The organism is Stenotrophomonas maltophilia complex sp. Om-AH-Sm3 (genome assembly GCF_059337855.1).
Map to the genome: position 1 here is coordinate 22,642 of NZ_JBYBLQ010000025.1, position 26,797 is coordinate 49,438.

The following is a 26,797-nucleotide window of genomic DNA, read 5'->3' on the forward strand; positions in this document are numbered from 1 at the left end:
GTACGGGCTCGTTGGGGGCAACCGCCCCCACCAGTGTGGGGGCTTACGCGGTGCGGGCCACGACCGTGGGTCGTGGCCGGCTTCTTACTGGGCCGGCACGCCCATTTCCTTCAGCAGTTCCGGCGCCGGGTAGACCTTGGCCAGCAGCCAGCGCAGGTAGCGCATGTCCACGTGCACGGCACGCTTGTAGCGCGGGTCGAACCACCAGCTGGCGCTGACCGACTCCCAGTTGCTGTCAAAGTTCAGGCCGATCAGTTCGCCCTTGGCATTGAGCACCGGCGAGCCGGAGTTGCCGCCGGTGGTGTCCAGGTTGGTCAGGAAGTTGACCGTCTGGGTCTTCAGTGCCGGATCGGCGGTGCTGCCGAAGTCACCCTTGGCGATCGCTGCCAGCAGCGGCTTGGGTGCGTCGAACGGATAGGCGTTGGTGTTCTTCTCGACGATGCCGGCCACGGTGGTCACCGGCGAGTAGGTCACGCCATCGCGCGGGTGCAGTGCCTCGACCTTGCCGTAGCTGATGCGCAGGGTGCGGTTGGCATCCGGGTACACGGCGCGGCCCTGCTTGGCACGCCAGGCGAACAGCGCCTGCATGTAGGCCGGGCGCAGGCGCAGCTGCTCGCCCTCGCGGGTCTTGCTTTCGTTCTCGATGCGCAGCTGCGCGGCCACCAGCGGGCCGGCCACGGCGATCAGCGGATCGGCGGCCAGGGCCTTGCCTTCGCGCGCAGCCGCGAAGCGCGACAGGCGCTGCGCCTCGTCACCCAGCTGGGTGCCGGCGTACAGGGTATCCAGTGCCTTGGCCAGCTGCTGCGGGGTACGGCCGAAGGCGGCGTCGAACTCGGCCACGCGCTGCGCGTCCGGCAGCTGCTGGTAACGGGTCAGCAGGGTGGTCAGCAGGGCCTTCTCGACCTCCGGTGCGTAGCGGCGCTGGACCTGCTTGAGCACGCCTTCGATCATCGCCTGGTCGCGCTGCTGGTAACCGCTCTCGCGCTGCGCGTCCGGTTTGGCCGATTCGATGCGCAGGCGCTCCAGCAGCAGCGCCGAGCGCAGCAACTGGCTCTGTGCGGCCATCTGGTCCAGCAGCAGGTCACGCTCGCCCACCGCCGCGCCCTGTGACAGGTTGGCCAGCAGCGCCTTGATGTCGCTCTGGTACCTGCGGTCGGTGGCGGCCAGCATCGCGGTCTCGTCGGCGGCACGCTGGGCCTTGGCGTCGCTGCGCAGCAGACCTTCCAGCTCACCGGCGGCGCGCTTGCGGTTGTTCTTCAGCGACTGCAGCTGCGAAGCGTAACGGGTACGTGCCTGCGCGTCCTTGGCAGTTGCCGCCTCGATGGTGTCGATCATCTGCTGGAACACCGAAACGCGGCGCGGCAGCACGGTGTCGATCTGGCCGGCGAATTCTGCCGCGGTACGGTGGCGGTAGGTGATGCCCGGATAACCGGCCAGCATCGCGTAGTCGCCCTCCTTCGGGCCCTCCACCGACATCTGCAGGTGTGCCGGCGCCTGGTAGGGCACGTTGTCCTTGCTGTAGGCGGCCGGCTTGCCGTCCTTGCCCACATAGGCGCGCAGCAGGGTGAAGTCGCCGGTGTGGCGCGGCCACATGAAGTTGTCGATCTCGTCGCCGTAGTTGCCGATCGCACGCGGCGGCGCGTACACCAGGCGCACGTCGCTCAGTTCCAGCTGGGCGATCCGGTAGAAGTCGGTGCCGTAGTACATGTTGGCCACCGAGCAGCGCACACTGCCATCCTTCTCGCACTCGGCCACAATCTGCTTGCTGGCGGCATCGACGGCATCGAAGTAGGCACGGCCGGTCTTGCCGCGGGCCTGCGCCAGCACCTGGTCGGTCACCTTGTCGAAGCCGACGGTGACCAGCACGCGGAAGTCCGGGTTGGCCGGGCGCTCATCGGCACGGTCCCTGGCGATGAAGCCACCGTTGATCAGGTCGTGCTCTGGGGAGCTGTTGTACTGGATCACGCCCATCGCCACGTGGTGATTGGTCAGCAGCAGGCCGTCGCTGGACACGAACGAGCCGGTGCCGCCGCCAGCGCGCACCACCGCGCTCAGCGGCGGCGCGGTGACATTGGCCAGGTCGGCCGGATTACCCTTGAAGCCAGCGGCCTGCAGCGGCTTGGCCAGGTCCGGCAGCTGGGTCGGCATCCACATGCCTTCATCGGCGTGGGCACCGGCGGCGAGGGTCAGGCCCAGGGCCAGGGCGGTGGGAAGGGCTTTGCGTGGTGACATGAGGCAATCCGGTACGACTGAACAGCCCGGGACCATAGCCGCTGGGGCGCTGTCGGGCAACGCCCGATAGTCAGGCCTGCGCCGCGCTCCTAAAATTGCCGTTTTCTGCACATCGGACGTTCGCAGATGATCGTCGGCATCGATCTTGGCACCACCCATTCCCTCATCGGCATGCACACGGCAGCTGGGCCGCAGCTGTTCCCCAATGCCCATGGCGAGCTGTTGACCCCTTCGGTGGTCAGCCTCGCCGAAGGTGGCGTATTGGTCGGCCAGCCGGCCCGTGACCGCCTGGTCAGCCATCCGCAGCAGACCGTGGCCCATTTCAAGCGCTGGATGGGCAGCGACCGTGAGACCCGGCTGGGTGAGCGCAGTTTCCGTCCCGAGGAGCTCTCGGCCATGGTGCTGCGCTCGCTGCTAGCCGACGCCGAAGCCGCCCTGGGCCGCAAGGTGGAGGAGGCGGTGATCAGCGTGCCGGCCTATTTCTCTGACGCCCAGCGCAAGGCCACCCGCGCCGCCGGCGAGCTGGCCGGCATCCGCGTCGAGCGCCTGATCAATGAGCCCACTGCCGCCGCGCTGGCCTACGGCCTGCAGGAGCGTGACGGCGAAGGCCGGATCCTGGTGCTGGACCTGGGCGGCGGCACCTTCGATGTGTCGATCCTGGAAATCTTCGATGGCGTCGTCGAGGTCCATGCAAGCGCCGGCGACAATTTCCTGGGTGGCGAGGATTTCCTGCAGGTACTCGTGCAGGCCTTCCATGCCGGCCAGGGTACGTCTGCCAGCGACCTGTCCGCTGCCGAGCAGGCGCAGCTGCTGCGTCGGCTGGAACTGTTCAAGCGCGAACTCAGCCAGAGCGGCACTGCCAGCCTGCAGTTGCCCCTGGCCGGCAGTGAACGCAAGTGGCAGCTGGATGAAGCTCGCTACACCCAGCTCTGTGAGCCACTGCTACTGCGCATGCGCACGCCCATCGAGCGCGCGATCCGCGACGCCCGGCTCAAGCCCGAGGCGCTGGACGACATCATCCTGGTCGGCGGTGCAGTACGCATGCCGATGGTCAGCAAGCTGGCGACCCGCATGTTTGGCCGGCTGCCGCTGCGCCACGTCCATCCGGACCAGGCGATCGCATTGGGTGCCACCGTTGCCGCCGGGCTGAAGGCACGCGACGAATCGCTGCGCGAGGTCGTGCTGACCGATGTCTGCCCCTATACACTGGGCACGCAGGTGTCCCGCCAGGATGCTTCCGGTGGCGAGCGCAGCGGCTATTTTCACCCGATCATCCAGCGCAACAGCGTGGTGCCGGTCAGCCGCGAAGATCGCTTCTACCCGGTGCACGAGCAGCAAAGTGCCATTCGCCTCGACGTATTCCAGGGCGAGAGTCCGACGGTGGATCGCAACATCAAGCTCGGTGAGCTGACCGTGCCGTTGACCCATTCTGTCCCGATTCAAGAGCGCAGCGTCACCGCCCGCTTTACCTACGACGTGAACGGGCTGCTGCAGGTCGAAGTCACCGAGGACGCCACCGGTAGGCGCCACGAGCTCATCCTCGAACAGAACCCCGGGCTGCTGTCACCCGAAGAAATCCAGCAGCGCCTGCGGGTGCTGGAAGCATTGAAGATCCACCCGCGCGACGCGCAGCCCAACATCGCCGTGATTGCCCGCACCGAGCGCCTGTACGAGGAACGCATCCATCACCGCGAACTGCTGCAGTCGTGGCTGAACAACTTCCGCCATGTGCTGGAAAGCCAGGATGCCATTGCCGTCGAGCGTCATCGCCATCAGCTGGACGAGGCACTCGACACCCTCGAGCGCGATGCATGAGCTGGGCACTGCACGTCCTGGAGCTGGACGAGACGGCTGACGAGCGCGCGATCAAGCGCGCCTACGCAAAGCGCCTGCGGGTGACACGCCCCGACGAAGATCCCGTCGCCTTCCAGCACCTGCATGAGGCTTATCAGGCGGCATTGGACTGGGTTCGCCAGGAACCACTGCCCGATAACGCGAACGAGACCGAACCGGCACAGCATGCAGCCGATAGTACGCCTTGGCTGCACGACGCCGACGTGGCCTCGACGCCGCCCGGGACGCGTTCGTACTCGCCTCCATTGCCACCACGCGGCATGCCTGCGCTGTTGCGCACGGCGCCGGTGGTGGAGCTGGAGGGCGTGGTCCACGTATCGGGTCATGCGCAGACGATCCTGCGCATGGCCCATCTGTCTTCCCCCGAAGACTTCGGGCCATGGCTGGAGGCCACGCCGGTCCTGTGGTCACTGCGCTACAAGCCATTGGTGGGCGACGCACTGCTGGACGAGCTGGCCCGCAGTCACGATGGCATCTGCGCAGCCAACATGGATCTGCTGGCACGTTGTTTCGGCTGGGATGATGTTCACGACGGCCTGGATGCGGACAGGCTGATATCGATCCGATCGCGCGGTCATCGACGCTGGGCCGCCGAGACCGGCAATGCGGCGGAGCTGTCTGCGCTGCTTGAGGAGGAAGGCAGCCTGCGGCTGGGGAAGATCACTGTCGGCCGTTGCCTACGCTACCTGTCGCAGCCATGGCACCCGCCACGATCCCTCTGGCCGGCGCAGTTGCCCGAACACATCAATGAAGTCAACGCGCTGCTGGATGCGCTGGAACGCGGTGGCCAGGAACCACTGCCCACCGCCTGGGATCCGCACCAGGTGCAGTTCTGGCGCAGCCTTGGCGACGTTTCCCATCCCAACCGCTGGCGTTGCCAGGTCAACGCGCTGCGTGGCGTGCTGCTGGGCGTCTGCAGCCTGGTGTTCTTTGGTGGAATCGCAGGTGTCTCGTTGGTCCAGGGAAAGGCGGGCGAAGCCGCGATGTTCGTCCAGCTGGGGGCGCTCTTGGGCCTGCTGCTGGCGGTGATGGGGGTACTGTGGGTGCCTGTTCGCTGGGCGCTGCGCCAACTTACGCTTGACCTCACTCATCAGCGTGCAGGGCTGCTGCTGGCCCTACCGGCGCCGTTGATGGCGATCGGCAGCCTGGTTCTTGTCCATGGCCTGGGTCACCGCATGGAAGGTACGCTGCTGATCTACATGGCACTGCCCTTGGCGACTGCGCGCCTGTGGCGACGCGTCGGTGCCGGGGTGCGGTTCGGAATCCGCCACGCCGTGTTCATGGTGCTTGCCATACTGATCGCCGAAGCAGGCATCGTTCTGACCCTGCTGCAGTGGGGCGCCGAGTTCGTGCATCGCGCGCGTCGTCACGCGCGGATTGACCGGCTCCCGCCGGCCTCTGGGAACCCTGCGTGAGCCGCGCGCTGGACGCTCTCGGGCTCGACGCCAGCGCCGACGAACGGGCGATCAAGCGCGCCTACGCGCAGAGACTGCGTGCGGCACGCCCGGACGAAGACCCCGTGGCATTCCAGGCACTGCACGAGGCTTACCAGGAGGCTCTGCTGTGGGTACGCAACCGCACGCAATGGCAGGAGGGAAGCAGTGCAGAAGCGCTGTCGACGCCACCTGCAGACAACAGCCCACCCGGCCCACCGGCGCTATACGACAGCCATTCGCCAACGGACCACATGCCTGTGCTGCATCGTCCATGCACGTTCGACACCGGCATGCGGGACGATGTGGCGGAGCAGGCATTGAACCTGCCCCGGTTTGCGCGTCTGCTGATCAACACCGCGACCGATGCCGACCCGGCCAGCTTCGAGCGATGGCTGGCCCATCGTCCGGAGCTGTGGTCATTGGCCGACAGGCCACGCATCGGCGACGTGGTACTGCAGCAGCTGCTGCACCAGGGCGGGCCCCTGTGCGAGTCCAACTTCGATCTGCTCAGCCGGTATTTCTGCTGGGATGAGATCCGGCGTGATATCGATCCCTACCGCGTGCGCGCACGACGCAGCCAACTGCATCGCCACTGGCTGCTGCAGCCGCGCAACCACGCGGCCCTCACCGCAGCACTGGATCGACCGCAGGACCGCATGTCCACACATGAAGCCCATGCGCGCATGGAACGCTTGACCCGACCCTGGCACTGGCTGGAATCGACGCTTTCGGCCTGCGTGCCCGGGCGCGCAGGCACCATGCGGCGCACGATGCAGCATCTGGGGGTGCACACCGTCCGCGACACGCTGGCGCCACTGGACGCAGATCAGGTCGCCTTCTGGATGGCGATATCGCAACCCAGGCACTTCAGTCTCCCGAAGATGCAGGTGGCGATTGTTCGCTGCCTGCTGGGCGCAATGATCGTGCTGGCGGTTCTGGCGGTTCTGGCACTGCTGGGTGATGCCGCGCGGCCGCTTGCGATCAGCACGACCGGCATGAAACGCGTGGCAATCCATGCCTCGGTGGTCATCGTGGCTGGCGTCCTCATACTGGCGTCCTTCGTGGGACGCACTCCCTCGCGAACGGCACCCGCGCCAGCGCCCGTCGAGCCACCGTGGCCGCTCGATGGGCAAGGCATGATCACGCACGGGCCTCGCCTGCGCTGGCCAGTCCCCTCATTCGCCGTCGTGAGCCAGCTGGACCCTGGCACAAGGAATGGTTGAGTGGCGGCGGGTTATTTCTCCCGCCGCCAGTTGATCGAACCACGGTTTTCCACCGTGCTCGATTCCACTTCCACATCAAACCCGCGGCGCAGCAGGTACTTCAGCGTGATCACCGAACCGGCGCCCACCAGCGACACGCCGTAACCCACGTAAAGCTTGGGCGAGATGTACTTGCCGACGCCGATCACCGAACCACCCAGCGCGCGCGACTGGCTCACGCCTGCATCATCCAGGCCCAGCTTGGCACCCAGCTGCGAGGCGAGCAGGCCACTGCCAGCCGAGAGCGCCGCCGAGGCCGCGTTGACCTGCTGCGCCTGGTCGCTGCTGGCGCCGGTCAGGCTGCGTCCCAGCACCAGATAGGCCAGTGCCTCGGACTGCGACATCGCCGGATCGGACCACACGTCGGCACGCGGTTGCTGGGCACGCCCGGTCACGTCGATGCCGGCGGTGACATCACCGATGCGGCGCTCGGCGCGGATGTTGATGCGCGGGTCGGACACCGCGTTGTAGTTCCAGTTGAGGTTGCCACGGGTGATGGTCAGGTCCTGCCCATACGCCTTGTAGCGGCCGCTCACTTCCAGGCCGCCATTGGCGGTCATTTCGCGGCCGGGCTTGGCCCAGACCTGCATCTTGCCGGTCAGCGCGCCCTTCAGGCCGAACCCGGTCATCTTCACCTTGTCGCCGAGGCTGACGGTCAGGTCCATGTCCAGCGGCGAGGTGCGCGACTCTTCCGGATCGGCCGGGTCGAGCACCACCACGTCTTCGGATACCGAGGTGCCGCGGTCCAGGCGTTCCAGATCGATGTCGGCCTCGGGCACGTGCACGGTGCCACGCAGCTCCATCGCTGCCTTGGCCAACGTGAAGTCGAGGTTGGGGTTGGCGACGATGCGCAGTTCGCTGGTGTTGGACAGCAGCACGTTCTCGCCATGGATCTTCAGCTGCAGCGGCTGTGCATCGCCGAACCACGACAGGCCACCGTCCACGTACAGCGTGCCCTGGCCGGAGTTGGCCTGCGCGGTGATCTTGGCCGAACCATCGGGCTGGGCCACGAAGCTGCCCTTGCCCTGGTCGAAGGTCAGGCCCAGCGCCGGGAATTCACCCTTGAAGTTGCTCAGCTGTGCGTCGCCACCCAGCGACGGCTGGCCTCGCGTTCCGCGCAGGCTGACGTGGCCTTCGATCAGGCCGGTCGGTCGCACGATGTCCGGCGAGAACAGCTCCAGCCAGTACAGCCGCGACATGTTGAGGTAGAGCTCACCATTCAGCGGCGCACTGGCTTCCCAGCCGGTCTGCATCTTGGCGTCGACGAAGCCGTTGCCCTGGAAGCCCATGCCCAGGTAGCCCTTGATGCTGGCCGGGGTCATGTCGAGCTTCAGCGAGAACTGGTCATAGCGCACCAGCTCGCCGCGGGTGGTATCGCCCACAGTGTTGCGGTTCTCGCCCAGGCGCACGCCGCCTTCCTTCGAGCGCACTTCCACATGGCCTTCCCAAGCGTTGCCGCGCGGGCGGATCTGCGCGTCCAGGCTGACATCGCCGCGAAGGTAGATGCGCCGGCCGGACTGCGGCGGCAACCACGGCTGCACCAGCGCCAGTGGCAGCGCGTCGCTGCGCACCACCAGGCCTTCGCGCGGCCAGTTGGCCTGTGCGCACAGCGCGCCGCTGCTGGCCGCGGCCAGGCAGGCTTCGGACAGCGTGTAGGTGCTGCCGTTGATCGCGAACGCCGCCGGTGCACGCAGCGCCCAGGCATCGCCCTTCACCGGTGCGATGCGCAGCGACGCCAGTTCGCCACGCCACTGCGTGCCCTGCTGGCGCACGCTGCCCTGCAGCTCGACCGCACCCATCTCGTTGCGGGTCTGCGCGGCCAGGCGCAGGTTGGACACACTGCCCTGTGCGTCGATGTTCAGCCGCTCCAGCAGCATGCCCGCGTTGACCTGCTGGCCCTGCACGGCCAGCGTGCCGCTGTCGCCGCGCCACGGCAGGCGGCCCTTGATGCTCAGGCTCTCGGCGCCGTAGCCATCCCAGTTGAGGTTGTTGCCGACCAGGTCAGCGGTGATGTCCGGCGCATCGCGCGGGCCCTTCACCTGTACCTGGCCACGCAGGCCACCGTCGGCGGCCGGCAGCAGGTCGCTCAACTGCAGCGGCTCGAAACGCGCCTCGATGTCGAGGCGGTCGCCGACCTTGCCCGACGCGGTCACCCGGCTGCTGCCCAGCGACAGCTTCAGGTCACCCTGGCCCTGCGCGCCCTGCAGTGCGAACTTGCCCTGTGCGTCGAGATTGCGCTGGCGCAGCATGCCCTTCAGCGAGGGCAGGTCCACCGTGGCTTCCAGCGTACCGGCGGTGCCCGGTGCGGCATTGGCCGGCGGCGGCAGCTGGCGGCCCTTGGAGGCCAGGTTGCCGGACAGGCGGCCATTCCAGCCCGGCACGAAGTAGCCGGGGTCGAAGTCCTTCAGCGTGGCCTTGGCGTCCCAGTTCAGCTGCGGCGCCCACGCCACCTGGCCTTCCACCTGCAGCTGGCCACCGGGCGTCTGCGCCTGCAGCTGGTGGATCGACGCGGCCTGGTCATTGCCGCGCACATCGAAGTGCAGCTGCGCCTTCTGCTTTTCGCGTTCGACCTCGGCGCGGCCGATCGCCGCCCAGGCCTTCAGGGTACCGGCCAGGCCGAAGCGTGCTTCCTTCAGAGTGACCGGCACCGGTGCGCTGCCGGCGGTGTTCGGATCGGGCGCCGGTACATAGGTCAGGTCACGCGCGACCACCGAGAAGTTGAGCTTCTGCTGGTCTTCCTGGCTGAAATCGGCGGTACCCTCCAGGCGGGCTTCGCCACCGAGACCCTTCAGCAGCAGCGGCGAAACCTTCAGCACCTGGTCCTGCAATGACACCACGGACGGTGCCAGTTCCAGTTCCTGCTCGCCCTGCTTCACCTTGCCACGCAGGGTGGCATTGCCGCCCTTGCCAGCAGCAGTGAAATCCAGCGACAACGGCGTGATCGCCGAGCTCGCCAATGCCGGCGACAGCAGCGCCAGATCCAGCTCGTCGCTGCGCACGCTGGCATTCCACGTCGGGTCGGTGCGGCCATCGAACACCAGCATCGCGTGCAGCGGCTTCGGTGCACGCCCGGCCACCGCCACTTCCATGTGCGACAGGTCACCGCGGGCGACCAGGCCGACGGTAGCGGCCGTGCGCCCACGCGGTGCCGGCAACACCGCCGTCACCGTCACGTCGGTGTCGTAGTCCTTGGCCGGGATGTAATGGCCCTGGGCAGTGAAGTTGCCCATGTCACTGTCCACCACCAGCTTGTGCGCCTGGAACTCGCCGTTGGCGATCTCGATGCCGCCGCGCACGCGGCTGATGTCGATCACCGGTTCGTTGGCCTGGCTGATGCGGAAGCCATCGATGGCGATGGCATCGGCCTGGATCGCCAGCGGCATCTCGATCTGCGGCAGGGAATCGGGCCACGACGGCAGCTTGAACGGCTCATCGCTCTTGGCCAGGTTCAACGTCGCGTTGGTCAGCTCCAGCTTGTCCAGCAGCAGCTTGCGGCCCAGCAGCGGGCGCAGGTCCGGCTCCAGGTGCGCACGCTCGGCGTGGAAATGGATGTCGTCATAGCGGAAGTCGACGTTGTACAGGGTCAGCGGTCCGGCCACCGGACCCTCCACCTTGTCCCAGGTGAAGCTGGCACCCACCGGCAGCCGCGCCACCACCTGGGCCAGCAGTACGTCACGGCCGGCCACGGTCTGCAGCAGCCAGTACACCGCCAGCAGGGCCAGCAGCACCAGGCCGATCACGCCGGCGCCGGACCATGCCCAGAAGCGGCGACGGCGATAGAAACGCACGCGTGGCGGCGGGGTGTTCGGGGTCGGTGCGGGCGTGCTCACAGGTCCGCTCCGATGTTCAGGTACAGCTGGAACTGCGAATCCGGGTTGTTCAGGCCGTGCGCCACGTCGATGCGCACCGGGCCCACCGGCGATTTCCAGCGTACGCCGAAGCCGACGCCGGTATGCAGGTCGATGGTGTTGTCAAAGGCACTGCCGGTATCGACGAACACCGCCGCACCCCAGGGGCCACCGTTGAAGTAGTGCTCGTACTCGGCCGAGCCGATCACCAGGTTCTTGGCACCCAGCGCGTACTTGTCCGGCTTCGGCGTACGCGGGCCGACCTCACGGTAGGCGTAGCCGCGGATGCTGCGGTCACCACCGGCGAAGTAGCGCAGGCTCGGCGGCATCGCTACCAGATCGCTGGTCCAGGTGGTGCCGCCCTCGCCGCGCAGGATCAGGCGATTGCTTTCACCCACCGGGATGTACCAGCGCAACACGGCGTTGGCCTGCACGAAGCTGGTATCCGAGCCGGCGCCTTCCACGCCGGCACGCACCGTTGCAGCGCCGCTGATGCCCTTGCGCGGGAACATCTCGTCGTCGACGTTGACGTAGTCGGCAACCATCTGCGGGTACACCAGCGTCGAGGTGTTGTAGACGGCGTCGGTGAATTCGGTGCCGGAGGCATAGCGCCAGCGCTCGCGCAGCGCGTTGATCGAGGCGATCGCGGTCCAGTGTTCGTTGATCTCGCCGCTGCGGCTGGCGATCAGCTTGAAGTTGCGCAGGTCGATGTAGTCGGTCTGCTCGTCATACGCGCTGGCAGCGAAGGTGTACCAGCCATCAAGCCAGTTGAAGGCCGGAATGCGGTAACTGGTGACCAGGCTCTTGCGCTTCTGCGCATAGTCCAGCTGCGTGTTCATCTTGTGGCCGCGGTTGTTCAGGAACCGCCGCTCGATGCCACCGCGCACACCCGGGCCGCTCTCGCTGCCGTAGCTCAGGCCTGCGGTGTAGATGGTGCGCTTGGCCCGGGTCAGCTTCACGTCCACCGGCACTTCGCCGTTCTCGTCGGCCTGGTCCGGGCGCGGCTGGATGTCGATCACGCTGAAGTAGTCCAGCTTGGTCAGCGACTCGCGCAGCCGGTCCAGCTTGCCCTCGTGGTAGTAGCTGCCCTGGTCCCAGTACACCAGTGGATCGAACAGCTTGTCGACGAAGTAATCCTGCTCGAAGCGCACCGGGCCCATGTTGTAGCGGCGGCCGCTGTCCCAGGTCAGGTCGATGTCGGCGGCGTTGTCGGCGCGGGTGATCTGCACCTGGCGCTGGGTGTAGTCGGCATCGAAGTAGCCACGCTCGGCCAGGCGCCGGGTGATGGTGATCTTGCTGGCTTCGTACTGGGTGTGCTCGAAGCGCTGGCCCTTGCGCGGCTTGAAGGCGGCCAGGTCGTCCTGCAGGTACTGGTCGTACATCGCCGGGCCGGTGATGTCGATGTGCTCGCGGCGCACGGTCACCGGGGCGCCCTTGTCGACATGGATCAGCACGCGCACGTGCTCATCCTCGCGCGGCGCCTCGACCTTGATCACCGGGTTGTAGTACCCGAATGGTTCCAGCGCCTGGCGGGTCTGCCGCTCGGCCTGCGACAGCAGGTACTCCAGGCGCGATTCGCCCTGCTCCTTGCCGATCGTGTCGTACAGCGACAGCGATTCCTGGATGTTCTCGATGATTGCGGCGTCGTCGCCCTTGTCCAATCCCTTGATGTCCACCTTGTCGATGGTGCCGCGCGCATGGACCACGGAAGTGGCGGCCAGCGACAGGACCATCAGCGGCAGGGCGTATTTCTTTGGCTGCATGCGGCACAGCATACCGACCGGAGGTGACGATGCGAAATGCATCACGTCATTGCGGATCGGTTGTTAAGTGGCGGTCAAAATACACCGCAAGGTGTCGATTGTCGCAACCGACCAATCAGGATGCCGGCATCGTCCACGATGTCGGCAATGACCGCGATAGACAACGCCGGCGATGTTCCGGTAGTGCCGGCCGCTGGCCGGCACCCCACAGATCGGGAGCAATGCCGGCCAGCGGCCGGCACTACCGATACGGGCGTCAGCTCGACAGATGCTCGATCGCCGCCACCTTGCCCAGGCGCTCGCTCAGCATCGTCAGCAGCGCCAGGCGGTTGCCACGCAGTGCCGGATCTTCCGCGTTGACCATCACGCCATCGAAGAACGCGTCGACCTGCGGACGCAGGCGCGCCAGGCGTGCCAGCACCGCCACATAGTCCTTCTGGTGCAGGCTGGCGCCGGTGTCATCGATGGCGGCGGTCACCGCTTCGGCCAGCGCGCGCTCGGCATCTTCCTGCAGCAGTGCCGCGTCGATCTGCGCCGGAATCTCGCCCTCGGCCTTGCGCAGGATGTTGCGGATGCGCTTGTTGGCCGCGGCCAGCGCCTCTGCCTCCGGCAGCGCGGCGAAGGTGCCGATCGCATCCAGGCGGCGATCGAAGTCGTACAGCGAGGCCGGCTTCAACTCGGCCACCGCGTTGAAGTGCGTGGCCGGCACGCCCTTGTCGCCGTAGTAGCCCTTCAGGCGGTCGAGGATGAAGTCGTACAGCTCGCCGACATCGGCCTGCACGTTGCGCGCGGCCAGGCCGGCATTGGCGCTGGCCATCAGCGCGCGCAGGTCCAGTTCGAAGCCGCTTTCGATGATCGTGCGGGCCAGGCCCAGCGCATTGCGGCGCAGCGCGAACGGGTCCTTGTTGCCGGTCGGCTTCAGGCCTGCAGCGAAACCACCGGCCAGCGTATCCACGCGTTCGGCGATGGCCAGCACCTTGCCCAGCGGCGACAGCGCGATGTCGTCACCACCGAAACGTGGCTGGTAGGCCTCGTCGATGGCCAGCGCCACGTCGGCCGATTCACCACCGGCCACGGCGTAGTGGCGGCCGGCGACGCCCTGCAATTCCGGGAATTCGTTGACCATGCGCGACTGCAGGTCGTTCTTGGCCAGCTCGGCAGCCCGCCTGGCCTGCGCCGGATCGGCACCGACCTGGGCTGCGATCACTTCGGCCAGTGCGGCCACGCGCGCCACCTTGTCGGCCACGCTGCCCAGCTTGGCCTGGTAGGTCACCGTCTTCAGGCCGTCGCCCATCGACACCAGGCCCTGCTTCAGGTCCTCGTCGAAGAAGAACTTGGCATCGGCGAAGCGCGGGCGGATCACCCGCTCGTAGCCCTTGGCCACTTCGGCCACGTCCTTCGATTCGATGTTGGCAATGCCGATGAACTTCTCGGTCAGCGTGCCGGCGGCATCCAGCACCGGGAAGAACTTCTGGTTGATCTCCATCGTCTCGATCAGCGCTTCCTGCGGCACCGCCAGGAACGCGCGTTCGAAGCTGCACAGCACCGCCGACGGCCATTCGACCAGGTTCACCACCTGCTCCAGGTTGTCTTCGGTGATGCGGGCGCTGCCACCGGCCTTGGCCGCAGCGGCCTCGACCTCGGTGACGATGCGCGCGCGGCGCTCGCTCGGGTCGACCAGCACGAACGCGGCGCGCAGCGCTTCAACGTAGTCCTGCGGCTGCGCCAGCGACACGGCCTGGTCGTGGTGGAAACGATGGCCACGGCTGGCGCGGCCGGCCTGCAGGCCGAACAGTTCGGCCTCGACCACGTTGGCGCCGTGCAGCAGCACCAGCCAATGCGCCGGGCGGGCGAAGCCCCAGGCGTGGTCGCCCCAGCGCATCGGCTTGGGAATCGGCATCGCCGCGATCGCCTCGCGCAGGATGTCCGGCAACAGGCTGGCGGTGCTCGCGCCCGGGGTCACCGCGCGGTGCACGAAGCGCTCGCCCTTGTTGTCGGTGGTCTTCTCCAGCGCGGTCCAGTCGATCCCGGCCTTGGCGGCGAAGCCCTGCAGGGCCTTGGTCGGCTGGCCTTCGGCGTCCAGCGCGATGTTCAGATACGGGCCCAGCACTTCGCTGTGCTGTTCCGGCTGTTCCAGGCCTACGCCCGGCAGCAGCACGGCCAGCCGGCGCGGGGTCGACAGCGGGCGGGCATCGCCCAGCTCCAGCGCGACGCCACGCTTGCGCAGGCCTTCGACAACACCGTCGAAGAACGCCTGGGCCAGGCCCGGCAGCGCCTTGACCGGCAGCTCCTCGGTGCCCAGTTCGATCAGCAGGGGGGACAATTGGCTCATCGGTTCGATCCTGTGGTGGGGGCGCAGCGCGCAACGCGTCCGGCGCCCCGGGTAGTTGATGAAAAGCGGGACGGTGCAGGAAGGCGGTCAGGCCTTCTTCGCACCCGGGAAGCCCAGCTTCTCGCGCTGCTCGTAATACGCCTTGGCCACCGCCTGGGCCAGCGCGCGCACGCGCAGGATGTAGCGCTGGCGCTCGGTCACGCTGATCGCGCGGCGCGCATCGAGCAGGTTGAAGGTATGGCTGGCCTTCATCACCTGCTCGTAGGCCGGCAGCGGCAGGCCCACTTCCACCAGCTTCTGCGCTTCACGCTCGCAGGCATCGAAGCGGTGGAACATTTCGTCCACGTCGGCGTATTCGAAGTTGTAGGTGCTCTGCTCCACCTCGTTCTGGTGGTAGACGTCGCCGTAGGTCACCGGCTGGCCGTCCGGGCCGTAGGTCCAGACCAGGTCATAGACGTTGTCGCAGTTCTGCAGGTACATGCACAGGCGCTCGAGACCGTAGGTGATCTCGCCCAGCACCGGGCGGCACTCCAGGCCACCGGCCTGCTGGAAGTAGGTGAACTGGGTCACTTCCATGCCGTTGAGCCAGACTTCCCAGCCCAGGCCCCACGCGCCCAGCGTCGGCGATTCCCAGTTGTCCTCGACGAAGCGCAGGTCGTGCACCAGCGGATCGATGCCCAGTGCCTTCAGCGAATCCAGGTACAGCTGCTGGATGTTGTCCGGCGCCGGCTTCATCGCCACCTGGTACTGGTAGTAGCGCTGCAGGCGGTTCGGGTTCTCGCCGTAGCGGCCGTCGGTCGGGCGGCGCGACGGCTGCACGTAGGCCGCGTTCCAGCTTTCCGGCCCGATCGCCCGCAGGAAGGTGGCCGGGTGGAAGGTACCGGCGCCCACCTCCAGGTCGAGCGGCTGGATGAGCACGCAGCCCTGCTGGGCCCAGAACTGGTTCAGGGTCTGGATCAGGCCCTGGAAGGTGATCGGAACGGTCGGGGTCGCGGACATGCGTACGAGTCTTGGCCGGCAAGGGGGTGCGCTAGTATAACGGCCGACCTGCGGGGCATTCCGTACCCGGGAGGAGCAGGCAGATGGAACATCGGCTGCCGGTGGGCACGCCCGGCGAGCCAGGCGGCGTCCCGCTGCCGTGGGGCCGCCTGCATTTCGAGCAGGTGGGTGCGGCGCTGCTGGCCGACGGCCTGGTCGCCGAGCACGAGGGCGAGCGCATGCGGTTTTCCGCACAGGGCGCGCGCAATGCCAGTGAAGTGCACCCGCTGGTGCTGCTGTCCAACCTCAAGCTGGCCACCCGCGACGGCGGCGAACTGACCCTGGAACGCCTGACCGAATGGCTGGCCCAACGCACCGGCAACCGCTACCTGCGCATCGATCCGACCCGGGTCGACGTCGCTGCGGTCACCGCGCTGGTCTCCCACGCCTATGCCCGTCGCCACCGCTTCCTGCCGCTGGCAGTGGATGCCGAACGGGTGCTGGTGGCCACCAGCGAGCCGCTGGTGCAGGAATGGCGCCGCGACCTGCAGCACCTGACACGCCGCCGCATCGAGCTGGCGGTGGTCAATCCGCTCGACCTGCACCGCTACACCATGGAGTTCTACGGGGTGACCCGTTCGGTGCGTGGCGCGCGCGGCGACGTCCGCGGCGAGGCCAACACCACCCTGCCCAGCTTTGAGCAGCTGGTCGAGCTGGGCCGCACCGGCGACGTCAATGCCGACGACCAGCACATCGTGCACATCGTCGACTGGCTGCTGCAGTACGCCTATGAGCAGCGCGCCTCGGACATCCACCTGGAACCGCGCCGCGAGATGGGACGCATGCGCTTCCGCATCGATGGTGTGCTGCACAAGGTGTTCGAGGTGCCGCCGGCAGTGATGACCGCGGTGGTCAGCCGCATCAAGGTACTCGGCCGCATGGACCTGGCCGAGCGCAGGCGCCCGCAGGACGGCCGCATCAAGACCCGCTCGCCGGGTGGCCGCGAGGTCGAGATGCGCCTGTCTACCATGCCCACCGCCTTCGGTGAGAAGTGCGTAATGCGCATCTTCGACCCCGATGCCGCCTTCAAGAGCATCGACCAGCTCGGCTTCAGCCCGCAGGAGGCCGCTGGCTGGAATGCACTGGTCGAGCGCCCGCACGGCATCGTGCTGGTCACCGGCCCGACCGGCTCGGGCAAGACCACCACCCTGTATTCCACGCTGAAGCGGCTGGCCACGCCGGACGTGAACGTGTGCACGGTGGAGGACCCGATCGAGATGATCGCGCCCGAGTTCAACCAGATGCAGGTGCAGGCCAACATCGACCTGGACTTCGCCAGCGGCGTGCGCACCCTGCTGCGGCAGGACCCGGACATCATCATGATCGGCGAGATCCGCGATCTGGAAACCGCGCAGATGGCGGTGCAGGCCTCGCTGACCGGCCATCTGGTGCTGTCCACCCTGCACACCAACGATGCACCGTCGGCGGTCACCCGCCTGCTCGACCTGGGCGTGCCGCACTACCTGCTGGCCAGCACCCTCAACGGCATCCTCGCCCAGCGCCTGGTGCGTACCCTGTGCCCGCACTGCAAGCAGCCGCACACCCTTGGTGCTGCCGACTGGGAGGTGCTCGCTGATAGCCAGGCTGCATATCCAGATGCCGCCACGCCCTGTCGTCCGGTCGGTTGCCTGGAGTGCCGGCGCACCGGATTCCTCGGCCGCATCGGCCTGTATGAGTTGCTGCCATTGGGCTCGCGGCTGCGCGGGCAGATCCGCGCCGACATGGATCTGGCCGGTTTCACCCGTGCCGCGCGCGCTGAAGGGCTGCGAACCCTGCGCCAGGCCGGGCTTGAAAAGGTGGCGCAGGGGCTGACTACAATCGAGGAAGTCCTGTCAGTGCTGCCGCCCCCGGATGAACCCAGCCCCCTTCCTGATCCTTGAAACCGGCCGCCCGGTACCGTCGCTGCGCCGCTACGGGCGCTTTCCGCACTGGATCCGCGTCGCCGCCGGGCTGGAGGAACATGAGACGGTGGTGGTCGATGTCGAAAACGGTGGCGCCCTGCCCGATCCGCACGGTTTTGCCGGGGTACTGGTGACCGGTTCGGCCGCCTTCGTTACTGACCACGCCGACTGGAGCGAGCGCAGCGCGGCGTGGCTGCGCCAGACCGCCCACGCTGACCTGCCGGTGTTCGGCATCTGCTACGGCCACCAGCTGCTGGCGCATGCGCTGGGCGGTGAGGTGGCCTACAACCCGGCCGGGCGCGAGTCCGGCACGATCGAACTGGAGCTGCAGCCACAGGCGGCACAGGATCCGCTGTTCCAGGGCCTGCCGCAGCACTTTGCCGCCCACGCCACCCACCTGCAGACCGTGCTGCGCGCACCCGACGGTGCCGAGGTGCTGGCACGCTCGCCGCTGGATGGCTGCCACGCGTTCCGCTGGGGGCGCCAGGCCTGGGGCGTGCAGTTCCACCCCGAATTCGCCACCCACCACATGCGCGGCTACGTGCGCGCCCGCGCCGACTGCATCGGCCGCCACGGCGGCTGTGCGCGCAGCATCGAGCGCGCAGTCAGCGCCGCACCGCTGGCCCGCCAGCTGCTGCGCCGCTTCGTCCGACAGGCGCGGCTGTCTTCAGCCCAGCCGGCGGCAAAACAGGGATAATCAGCGGCACGGGCAACCGCCCGTCCCCTCCTGTCCTTCCCGGATGTCCATGAAAGAGATTCGCAAGCTGCCGGCCTCGGCGGGCGCCCAGTGGTTGCTGGATACGTTCTCGCTGTATCGGCGTGCGCCGCTGCAGCTGGCCCGGATCGGCCTGGCCTGGCTGCTGGTGAGCTGGGTGGTCACCCTGTTGTCGACGCTGATTCCCGGCGCCGCCGGCATGGCCGTGCAGCTGATGACCCTGGCCATCTCGCCGATCATGTTCGGCGGCATGCTCTACGCCGTGGGTGAGATCGACGAAGGCCGCCCGGGCCTGTCCTCGCACCTGCTGCAGCCGATCCGCGACCACCGCGTCAGCCACCTGCTGGTGCCGCTGGCGATCCAGGTGCTGGCGGTGCTGCTGCTGGGCGCGTTGCTGTTCATGATGATCGGCCGCGAAGGCTTCACCGCCTTCAGCGAGGTCATGACCAAGATGGAAGAGATCAGCCGCAGTGGTCAGCAGATCAAGCCGGACGATGCCGCGGCGCTGGTGGCCAACCTGCCGGCCAAGCGCATCGCGCTGTGGATGCTGCTGGTGTTCCTGAGCGCGGTCGCACTGTCGCTGGCAATGTTCACCCAGCCGGCGCTGGTGGTGTTCGACAAGCAGAGCGGCATGCACGCGCTGCGCCTGAGCCTGCAGGGCTGCATCGAGAACATCGGCGCGATGATCGTGTTCGCCGTGCTCGGCCTGATCGCCGCGTTCTGCATCTACATCCTGTTCGTGATCGTGATCCAGATCGCGATGCTGATCGGTGGCCCGCTGGCCGCCGCCTTCATCGCCCAGCTGGTGCTGACCACGGTGCTGATGCCGCTGTATGTCGGCGCGGTCTATGCCGCGTGGAAGCAGATGTTCGTGCACCGTGGCAGTCGCGCCGCACCGCCGGTCCCGACCACCCCGACCTCAAGCGACATCTTCCACGCCTGACGAAAAAGGGGACGGAGGGGATTAAGTCGTTTGTGCCACTGTGCCGATAGCGACTTAATCCCCTCCGTCCCCTTTTTTAGGCGGCGGGTTTCTTCACCGCCGACGATGGCACCAGCCAGCGTGCGGCGTGGATGCCCAGCTCGTAGAGCAGGCACATCGGGATCGCCAGCATCAGCTGCGAAACCACGTCCGGCGGGGTCAGCACCGCCGCCAGCACGAAGATGCCGACGATCGCGTAACCACGTCCTTCCTTGAACTGCTGCGGCGTCACCCAGCCCAGCAGGACCAGGATCACCATCGCCACCGGCAGTTCGAAACTGCCACCGAAGGCGAAGAAGATCGCCAGCACGAAATCCAGATAGGCATTCGCATCCGGGGTGATCGCGATCACGTCCGGGCTGAAGGTGGTCAGGAAATGGAACACCGCCGGCAGCACCAGGAAGTAGGCGAAGGCACAGCCGGTGTAGAACAGCAGTACCGAAGACACCAGCAGCGGCACCGCCAGGCGCTTCTCACGCGCGTAAAGCCCCGGGGCGACGAAGGCCCACAGCTGGTACAGCAGCCACGGCACCGCCACGAACAGGGCCACGAAGAAGGTCAGCTTCAATGGCGCGAAGAAGGCACCGGCCGGATTGGTCGCGATCATCGTCTGCCCATTGGGCAGCTGCGAGACCAGCGGTTCGGCCAGCGCGTTGTACAGCTTCTGGGTAAATGGCAGCAGCGCCAGCAGCACCACGCCCAGGCCCAGCAATGCGCGCACCAGGCGGCCGCGCAGCTCCACCAGATGTTCGACCAGCGAGCTTTCGCCGAAATCCTGTTCACTCATGGCTGGCGCTCCGGGCTGCTCTGCGGCGGCGGCGCACCGGCTTCAGGGGGTGTCGCCGGCGTCGGCTCGGGAGCAATGCCCTCCTGTACCGGTGCATCGGCAGGCGGCAGGCCGCCCATATGCGGCGGCGGATCCGCAGGCGCCGGCGCGCGTACTTCCTGCGCCAGCGCATCGCCCTGCTGCTGCGCCTGCTGCGCTTCGCGACGGATCGCCTCGCCGCTGGCGCGCAGCTGGTTCTCGGTGTCCTGCATGCCCTGGCGCACCTCCTGCATTTGCCGCTTGATGTCCTCGGCCTGCAGTTCGCGTTCCAGTTCCTGTTTCACCGAATCCCACTGATTGCGGGCACGGCGCACCCACAGGCCAGCGAAGCGGGCCGCCTTGGGCAGGCGCTCGGGACCGAGCACCACCAGGGCGACCACCGCGATCACCAGCAGTTCGCTGAAGCCGATATCAAACACCGCAACCGCTCCGGATCAGCGAGCGTTACGGTCGTGCTCGTCCTGCGCGGTGCGCGAGGCGTCCTGGCTGCGCGACTCGTCGCCCAGCTGCGCGTTGGGCTTGTCCTCGTCGCGCATGCCCTTCTTGAATTCCTTGACCGCCGAGCCGAGGTCCTTGGCGCCACTGGTCAGGCGCTTGGTGCCGAACACCAGCAGGACGATGGCCAGCACGACCAACCAATGCCAGATGCTGAAACTGCCCATAAAGACGCTCGTTACGTTAGTGATCAGGCTGTCGAGCATAGCGCACCGGCTGTCAGCCGGCGCGCGTGACGAAAGTCAGTTCCCGCCCAGCGTTTCCGTGCGGATTTCGCCGTCGTTGACCGGCTGGAAACCCTGCTGCTGCGGCGGCGGGTTCTGCGGCACGTTCTGCAACGGCGCGGTGGTGGCTTCGGCCGGGGCCACCGGCGCTGCCTGAACAGGCGCCGGCGCAACCGCCGGGGTCGCCGCCGGACGCGGTGCACTGCCACCGTTGCCGTTGCGATTGTTGCGGGCGGCGTAGGTGGCCTCTTCCAGACGATCACGGAAGGCGACCACGTCCATCGACGGCGAACCGGCGGCGCGACCTTCGAAGATCATGCGCGGCGTGGTGTTGCTGCCGTAGGCGTCAAGGTTGGCGGCATCGTCGATCTGCAGCACCGCACCATCCAGCGCGACGCCCGCGAACAGCCCACGGGCACGCGACCAGGACCAGATCTCGGCCTTCAGCTGGCCGTCGGTGGCGGCGGCGGCATTGCGGCCGACCGGACCGGCGGCAACGCCGGCATCGGCGCCGAGCGTGAACTTGCCGTTGACCAGGTTGTCCAGGCTGCGGTCGTTGCGGAACACCAGCACCACATCCGAAGATTGCACGCCGGCCTGGAAGCCGATGCTGCCACCGGTGAGCTTCACGAACACCGGGTTGGACCATGCGCCATTGGGCATGCGCACCGACATCAGGCCGTGGCCACGGCGACCGCCAATGACAAGACCGGCCTTGATCGTGTCGGGAATGACGATGACCGCGCGGCCTTCGTCGAGCAATTTATCCGGAATGCCCTGTTCAGGAATTTCCTGGATTTCGGCCAGCACGCGCACGGCGTTGCGGGCGCGCTGGTCTTCCTGCGGTCCGGCCATGGCCTGGCTGGACAGCAGGCTGGCGGCGATCAGCAGGGCTTGGATCGGGCGACGCATGGCAGGCTCCAGAAGTCAGTCCATAGGAAGATATAGCAAGTGACTGAAATTAGTGGTGTTGTCATGAATCCCCAATGAGCGTTCCCTGCCCGCATTGATGCGCGCTATGCCTGCAATCCGAACCCTGCATCCCGGTGCGGCGCCGGATAGGCGACAATACCGCCCATGCTCGACGCACCCGATACCGCCGTGCTGGCGGTCAACCTAGGCACGCCCGAGACGCCGACGGCCCCCGCCGTACGCCGTTACCTGGCCGAATTCCTGTCCGACCCGCGCGTGGTCGCGATTCCGGCACTGCTCTGGCAGCCGCTGCTGCGCGGGCTGATCCTGCCGCTGCGAAGCGGCCGGTCGGCGGCCAAGTACGCCCAGGTCTGGCTGCCCGGCGGCTCACCGCTGATGGTGCATACGCGCCAGCTGGCGCAGGCCATGCAGGCCCTGCTGCCGACCCTGACGGTACGCCATGCGATGCGTTACGGCGAACCGGCGCTGGCCGGCGAGCTCGACCGTCTTGCCGCCGACGGTGCGCGCCGGATCGTGGTGTTGCCGCTGTACCCGCAGTACTCCACCACCACCACCGCCTCGGTCGAAGACCGGGTCGATGCGTGGCAGCGCCGCAACCCGGGCGTGACCGTGAGCCTGGTGCGGGATTACTCGGTCGATCCCGGCTGGGTCGAGGCCATAGCCGGATCGATCCGCCGCTACTGGGAACAGCACGGTCGCGGTCAGAAACTGATGTTCTCCTTCCATGGTATCCCGCAGCGCCTGGCCGACGCGGGCGACCCGTATCCGCAGCGCTGCGAGGCCAGTGCGCAGGCCATCGCCAATGCACTGGGCCTGGTCAAGGACGACTGGCAGATGGGTTACCAGTCGCGCTTCGGCCGCGAGCGCTGGTTGCAGCCGTATGCCGAGCCCAGCCTGTGGGCGCTGGCCGAATCCGGCGTGAAGCAGATCGACGTGGTCTGCCCCGGATTCGCCACCGACTGTCTGGAGACGCTGGAAGAGGTTGCGCTGGGCTTCACCGAAACACTGGCCGAGCGCGGTGCGACGATGCGCTACATCCCCTGCCTCAACGCCGAGCCGGAGCATGCACGCGCCTTGGCACGGCTGGCCGTGTCCTCGCTGGCATGAGCCTGCAACCGTTTGAACTCCAGGTCGGTGGCGCACGCGTCGCCGGCCTGCGCAACCACGGCGGCGGCCCACGCGTGCTGGCCCTGCATGGCTGGCTCGACAACGCCGCCAGCTTCGTGCCGCTGGCGCCGCACCTGTCGGCGTTGCAGCTGGTTGCCATCGATCTGCCCGGCCACGGTCACAGCGCGCACCTGCCGATGGGTGCCAGCTACACCACGGCCGCCGCGATCTGCCACGTACTCGATGTCGCCGACGCACTGGGCTGGGACCGATTCAGCCTGCTCGGCCATTCGATGGGTGCCGGCATCGCCAGCCTTACCGCCTCGGTCAGCGACCGTGTTGATCGGCTGGTGGCGATCGAAGCACTCGGCGGCCTGCGCGGTCCCGAGGAAGAAACGGCGCATCGCCTGCGCGAGCATGTGAACGCCACGCGCGCGTTGGCACGCAAGCAGCTGCGCGTGTTCCCCGATCTGGCAGCGCCGATCCGCGCGCGGATGATGACCAACCAGCTCAGCGAACCCTGCGCACGGCTGCTGGTCGAGCGCGGCGTGGAACCGGTCGAGGGTGGCTACCGCTGGTGCAGCGATCCGCGCCTGATGCTGCCCACTGCGATCCGTCTCAGCGAAGGCCAGATCGACAACCTGCTGCAGGCCATCGCCTGCCCGACGCAGGTGATCTATGCCACGCCAGCGCAGTCCTACTACCCCGAGCCGATGCGCAGCGATCGCCTGCAGCACCTGCGCGATGGGCGGTTGGCGGTGTTTCCCGGCAACCATCACCTGCACATGGAAGATCCGGAACAGATCGCAGGCGTGATCCTGCGCTTCTTCAGCAACGACAACGCGGGCTGAGCAAAGGTAACCGCGCGCTTCACTCTGCGCGTCTGCGGCCGATACATCAGTTGCGGGCGCCTGCGTCCGCAGCACGCAGGTCCGGTCGGGCCTGCGGCGTGTGTCTGGTCCTGCAAGGAAGTCCGCATGCCTGCTCCATTGCACCGTCACCCACAGGATGTGGCCGCGGTGTCCCGTCTCCGCGTCGCTGATCGCGTCGCATTCCCCGAATTCCCGGCTCGCGCCCTGGTCACGCACTCCTGCGTGCGCCGCGGCGTGGCCGTTGTCGTCTGCTGATCCAGGAGTCGCCGATGTCCGTTGCATCCTCCCGTCCCCCCGATACCGCCCGCCTGCCGCACCTGCAGCAGCTCGCGCACCGCGCTGACCGCCGCCTGCTGATCGGCAGCGCGGCACTGGCGGTGGCCGGCCTGGTGCTGGCCCTGCGCGGGCCTCATGTCCTGACCGCCTCGCTGGTCGCGGCCGCTGTGCTGCCTGCCATCTGGCTGGCCGGTCCCAAAGCGGGCCATAGCGTCACCCGCAATGGCCTGGCGCTGTTGTTGTCGCTGCAGCTGGCATGGCTGTGCGCGATCGCGGGCTTGTCACCGGCGTTGCCGATTGCACTGCTGCTGGGCGTGCTGTTGAGCCATCGTGATCGCCTGCCGGTATGGCTGGCCGGCGGCATCGGCACGCTCGCGCTGTTGGCGCCGCTGCTGCAGGGCGCAGCAGTGGGACCTACGTTGCTGCAGGCGGGCCTGTTCGCCGGGCTGACGGCATTCCTCGGCCAGGTCGCGCTGCGCCTGCGCCAGCAGACCGAGGCGCTTGGCCACGGCCCGCGCCGGCTGGCTGCGCTGGCCCGCGACATCGCCACGGGCACCGACCTGGGCGCACATGCCGACACCGCATCCTATGCACCCGGCTCGTTGGCCCATGCGCTGGCCGATACCGCGCGCCACGTCCAGGCCCAACGTGGGCGTGAGGCTGAGGCGCATGCCGAGAATGCGCAGATCCGTCAGGCGCTGGATGCCTCGCGCACCGCGATGATGATCGCCGACAATGATCACGTGATCCGCTATGTGAACCGCTCGGTGGTGGCTCTGCTGCGCAACCAGCAGGCGACACTGCGCCAGGCCTTCCCTGACTTCGATGCCGAACGCCTGGTCGGCAGCAGCATCCATCGCTTCCATGCCAACCCGGACCGCATCCGCGCCATCCTCAATGGCCTGCAGGCCAGCCACAACGGCAAGGTACAGATCGGCCCGGTGCACTTCGCCCAGGTGGTCACCCCGGTGTTCGATGCACAGGGCATGCGCCTCGGTTTCGCCGTGGAATGGCATGACCGTACCCAGGAGCTGGCGCTGGAGAACGCCGTGGCCGGCATCGTCGCTGCTGCCGCTGCCGGCGATCTCGGCCAGCGCCTGCAGGCAACCGAAGGCGCCAGCTTCCTCGATGGCCTGACCGGTGGCATCAACCAGCTGCTCGATACGCTGGGCAGCACCGTCAACGACGTGCGGCAGATGCTTTCGGCGCTGGCCAACGGCGATCTCGATCGGCGCATGCACGGTGAGTACCACGGTGCCTTCGCCGCGATCCAGCGTGATGCCAACGCCACCGCCGGCCAGCTGGCGCGCATGGTGGGCCGCATCCAGCAGTGCGCGGCCTCGATCAGTACCGCCGCCAGCGAGATCGCTGCAGGCAATGGTGCGCTGTCCGAGCGCAGCGAGCGCCAGGCGGCGCACCTGCAGGAAGCCGCAGCCTCGATGGAGGAGCTGACCGCCACCGTGCGCCAGAATGCTGCGCATGCGCGCGAGGCCAGTGAGCTGGCTGCGTCCACGCAGAGCGCCGCCAGTGACGGCAACACCGCGATGCAGCGGGTTGTCGACACCATGCAGGCGATTGAAGGCGCCTCGAAGCGGATCGGCGACATCACCGGCGTGATCGATGGCATCGCCTTCCAGACCAATATCCTCGCGCTCAATGCGGCGGTGGAAGCCGCACGTGCCGGTGAGCAGGGCCGTGGCTTCGCCGTGGTGGCCAGCGAGGTGCGCGTGTTGGCGCAGCGCTCCGCCGCCGCCGCACAGGAAATCAAAAAGCTGATCGATGAGGCGGGTCGCCAGGTGGGCGAAGGTGCCCAGCTGGTGGCCGACGCCGGCCAGCGGATGCAGGGCATTGTCGGCGGCGTGGAGAATGTCAGCCATCTGATGCGTGAGATCTCGGCGGCATCTCAGGAGCAGTCGGTTGGCATCGAGCAGATCAACCAGACCGTGGTGCAGATGGATCAGGCCACGCAGCAGAATGCGGCGCTGGTGGAGGAGGCCACCGCTGCCGCACGTGAGCTGCAGTCGCAGGCTGGGACGCTGACTGAAGCGGTGTCGGTCTTCCGCCAGCAGGAAGCACACGAGGTCCCGCGGGCCGCCTGATCAGGGTCTGCCAAGCGAGTGGATGAGGACGGCGCCCGCAGGGCGCCGTCTTTTTATGCGTGACCTGCCCCTGGTAGTGCCGGCCGCTGGCCGGCAACCGATTGCTGTGTGGGCCTGCTGTTGGTGGCGGCCAACCTTGGTTGGCACCGCTGCTCCTCGCAGGGGGTATCCACGCATGGCGTGGATCTACCGGGCGATGTAACGCCATCGGGTTGCCGGCCAGCGGCCGGCACTACCCGGTGTTTACCGCGCACAAAGTTGCCGGCCGCTGGCCGGCAAACGACCGCTGTGTGCGCCTGCTGTTGGTAGCGGCCAACCTTGGTTGGCGCCGCTGTTCCTCGCAGGGGGATCCACGGATGGCGTGGATCTACCGGGCGATGTAACACCGTCGGGTTGCCGGCCAGCGGCCGGCACTACCCGGTGTTTACCGCGCAAAAAGAAAAACCCCGCTGCGTCAGCAGCGGGGTTTTGGGTATAAACCCTGGCGATGACCTACTCTCGCATGGCTTGAGCCACACTACCATCGGCGCAGCTGCGTTTCACTTCCGAGTTCGGGATGGGATCGGGTGGTTCCACAGCGCTAATTTCACCAGGGAGGCTTT

General features: G+C 67.4%; 18 protein-coding genes and 1 rRNA gene. 9 read left to right on the forward strand and 10 right to left on the reverse strand.

Annotated elements, in window-relative coordinates; all coding sequences use genetic code 11:
* Window positions 1-84 precede the first annotated feature (84 nt).
* Window positions 85-2,232, reverse strand: a complete 2,148-nt coding sequence (locus AC10QF_RS19365) for a S46 family peptidase (RefSeq protein WP_053498782.1) — start codon at window positions 2,230-2,232, stop codon at window positions 85-87.
* A 126-nt stretch (window positions 2,233-2,358) separates the two neighbouring features.
* Here AC10QF_RS19365 and AC10QF_RS19370 point away from each other — a divergent pair, with 126 nt between their 5' ends.
* From AC10QF_RS19370 to AC10QF_RS19380, 3 genes are read left to right on the forward strand one after another with little or no spacing between them, the layout of a single operon-like run.
* Window positions 2,359-4,047 carry a molecular chaperone HscC gene (locus AC10QF_RS19370; protein WP_111176072.1) on the forward strand — a complete coding sequence of 563 codons (1,689 nt, stop codon included), beginning with the start codon at window positions 2,359-2,361 and terminating at the stop codon, window positions 4,045-4,047.
* On the forward strand, window positions 4,044-5,501 hold the full coding sequence (locus tag AC10QF_RS19375; RefSeq protein WP_494542711.1) for a J domain-containing protein: 1,458 nt from the start codon (window positions 4,044-4,046) through the stop codon (window positions 5,499-5,501). Before AC10QF_RS19370 ends, AC10QF_RS19375 begins: the two co-directional genes overlap by 4 nt.
* On the forward strand, window positions 5,498-6,745 hold the full coding sequence (locus AC10QF_RS19380; RefSeq protein WP_111176076.1) for a J domain-containing protein: 1,248 nt from the start codon (window positions 5,498-5,500) through the stop codon (window positions 6,743-6,745). Before AC10QF_RS19375 ends, AC10QF_RS19380 begins: the two co-directional genes overlap by 4 nt.
* 11 nt (window positions 6,746-6,756) lie before the next feature.
* On the opposite strand, the gene AC10QF_RS19385 is transcribed toward AC10QF_RS19380, so the two are convergent.
* The 4 genes from AC10QF_RS19385 to glyQ all read right to left on the reverse strand — a co-directional run bounded on the left by AC10QF_RS19385 (window position 6,757) and on the right by glyQ (window position 15,726).
* Window positions 6,757-10,614, reverse strand: coding sequence for a translocation/assembly module TamB domain-containing protein (locus AC10QF_RS19385; RefSeq protein ID WP_494542712.1), 3,858 nt, complete (start codon window positions 10,612-10,614; stop codon window positions 6,757-6,759).
* Window positions 10,611-12,407: an autotransporter assembly complex protein TamA gene (locus AC10QF_RS19390; protein WP_032954656.1), complete on the reverse strand. Its 1,797-nt coding sequence runs from the start codon at window positions 12,405-12,407 to the stop codon at window positions 10,611-10,613. The genes AC10QF_RS19385 and AC10QF_RS19390 overlap by 4 nt, the downstream gene beginning before the upstream one ends.
* Before the next feature lie 244 nt (window positions 12,408-12,651).
* A complete protein-coding gene (gene glyS / locus AC10QF_RS19395) occupies window positions 12,652-14,727 on the reverse strand; it encodes a glycine--tRNA ligase subunit beta (RefSeq protein WP_494542713.1) in 2,076 nt (691 codons plus the stop codon).
* An 87-nt stretch (window positions 14,728-14,814) separates the two neighbouring features.
* Window positions 14,815-15,726, reverse strand: coding sequence for a glycine--tRNA ligase subunit alpha (glyQ, locus tag AC10QF_RS19400; protein ID WP_049412007.1), 912 nt, complete (start codon window positions 15,724-15,726; stop codon window positions 14,815-14,817).
* Between the two features lie 83 nt (window positions 15,727-15,809).
* Here glyQ and AC10QF_RS19405 point away from each other — a divergent pair, with 83 nt between their 5' ends.
* From AC10QF_RS19405 to AC10QF_RS19415, 3 genes are read left to right on the forward strand one after another with little or no spacing between them, the layout of a single operon-like run.
* Window positions 15,810-17,645: a GspE/PulE family protein gene (locus AC10QF_RS19405; protein WP_494542714.1), complete on the forward strand. Its 1,836-nt coding sequence runs from the start codon at window positions 15,810-15,812 to the stop codon at window positions 17,643-17,645.
* On the forward strand, window positions 17,617-18,363 hold the full coding sequence (locus tag AC10QF_RS19410; RefSeq protein WP_111177763.1) for a glutamine amidotransferase: 747 nt from the start codon (window positions 17,617-17,619) through the stop codon (window positions 18,361-18,363). The genes AC10QF_RS19405 and AC10QF_RS19410 overlap by 29 nt, the downstream gene beginning before the upstream one ends.
* A gap of 49 nt (window positions 18,364-18,412) precedes the next feature.
* Window positions 18,413-19,324 (forward strand): BPSS1780 family membrane protein, encoded by a 912-nt coding sequence (locus AC10QF_RS19415; protein WP_005420447.1) that lies wholly within the window; start codon window positions 18,413-18,415, stop codon window positions 19,322-19,324.
* A gap of 76 nt (window positions 19,325-19,400) precedes the next feature.
* On the opposite strand, the gene tatC is transcribed toward AC10QF_RS19415, so the two are convergent.
* The 4 genes from tatC to AC10QF_RS19435 form a co-directional block, all read right to left on the reverse strand.
* Window positions 19,401-20,150 carry a twin-arginine translocase subunit TatC gene (gene tatC, locus AC10QF_RS19420; RefSeq protein ID WP_005420449.1) on the reverse strand — a complete coding sequence of 250 codons (750 nt, stop codon included), beginning with the start codon at window positions 20,148-20,150 and terminating at the stop codon, window positions 19,401-19,403.
* Complete coding sequence (tatB, locus tag AC10QF_RS19425; protein WP_494542715.1) at window positions 20,147-20,608, reverse strand: Sec-independent protein translocase protein TatB; 462 nt, start codon at window positions 20,606-20,608, stop codon at window positions 20,147-20,149. The genes tatC and tatB overlap by 4 nt, the downstream gene beginning before the upstream one ends.
* 15 nt (window positions 20,609-20,623) lie before the next feature.
* A complete protein-coding gene (gene tatA, locus AC10QF_RS19430; RefSeq protein ID WP_005420453.1) occupies window positions 20,624-20,851 on the reverse strand; it encodes a Sec-independent protein translocase subunit TatA in 228 nt (75 codons plus the stop codon).
* Between the two features lie 75 nt (window positions 20,852-20,926).
* A complete protein-coding gene (locus tag AC10QF_RS19435; protein WP_069138914.1) occupies window positions 20,927-21,820 on the reverse strand; it encodes a lipid-binding SYLF domain-containing protein in 894 nt (297 codons plus the stop codon).
* A gap of 165 nt (window positions 21,821-21,985) precedes the next feature.
* Between AC10QF_RS19435 and hemH the strand changes: the two genes are divergently transcribed.
* From hemH to AC10QF_RS19450, 3 genes are all read left to right on the forward strand, one after another.
* On the forward strand, window positions 21,986-22,948 hold the full coding sequence (hemH, locus tag AC10QF_RS19440) for a ferrochelatase (RefSeq protein ID WP_494542716.1): 963 nt from the start codon (window positions 21,986-21,988) through the stop codon (window positions 22,946-22,948).
* Window positions 22,945-23,799 carry an alpha/beta fold hydrolase gene (locus tag AC10QF_RS19445; protein WP_353076114.1) on the forward strand — a complete coding sequence of 285 codons (855 nt, stop codon included), beginning with the start codon at window positions 22,945-22,947 and terminating at the stop codon, window positions 23,797-23,799. The genes hemH and AC10QF_RS19445 overlap by 4 nt, the downstream gene beginning before the upstream one ends.
* 290 nt (window positions 23,800-24,089) lie before the next feature.
* Window positions 24,090-26,195 (forward strand): methyl-accepting chemotaxis protein, encoded by a 2,106-nt coding sequence (locus AC10QF_RS19450; RefSeq protein ID WP_494542717.1) that lies wholly within the window; start codon window positions 24,090-24,092, stop codon window positions 26,193-26,195.
* A 479-nt stretch (window positions 26,196-26,674) separates the two neighbouring features.
* Here the strand turns inward: AC10QF_RS19450 and rrf are convergent.
* Window positions 26,675-26,789: ribosomal RNA gene (rrf, locus tag AC10QF_RS19455) — 5S ribosomal RNA — on the reverse strand.
* Between the last annotated feature and the right edge of the window lie 8 nt (window positions 26,790-26,797).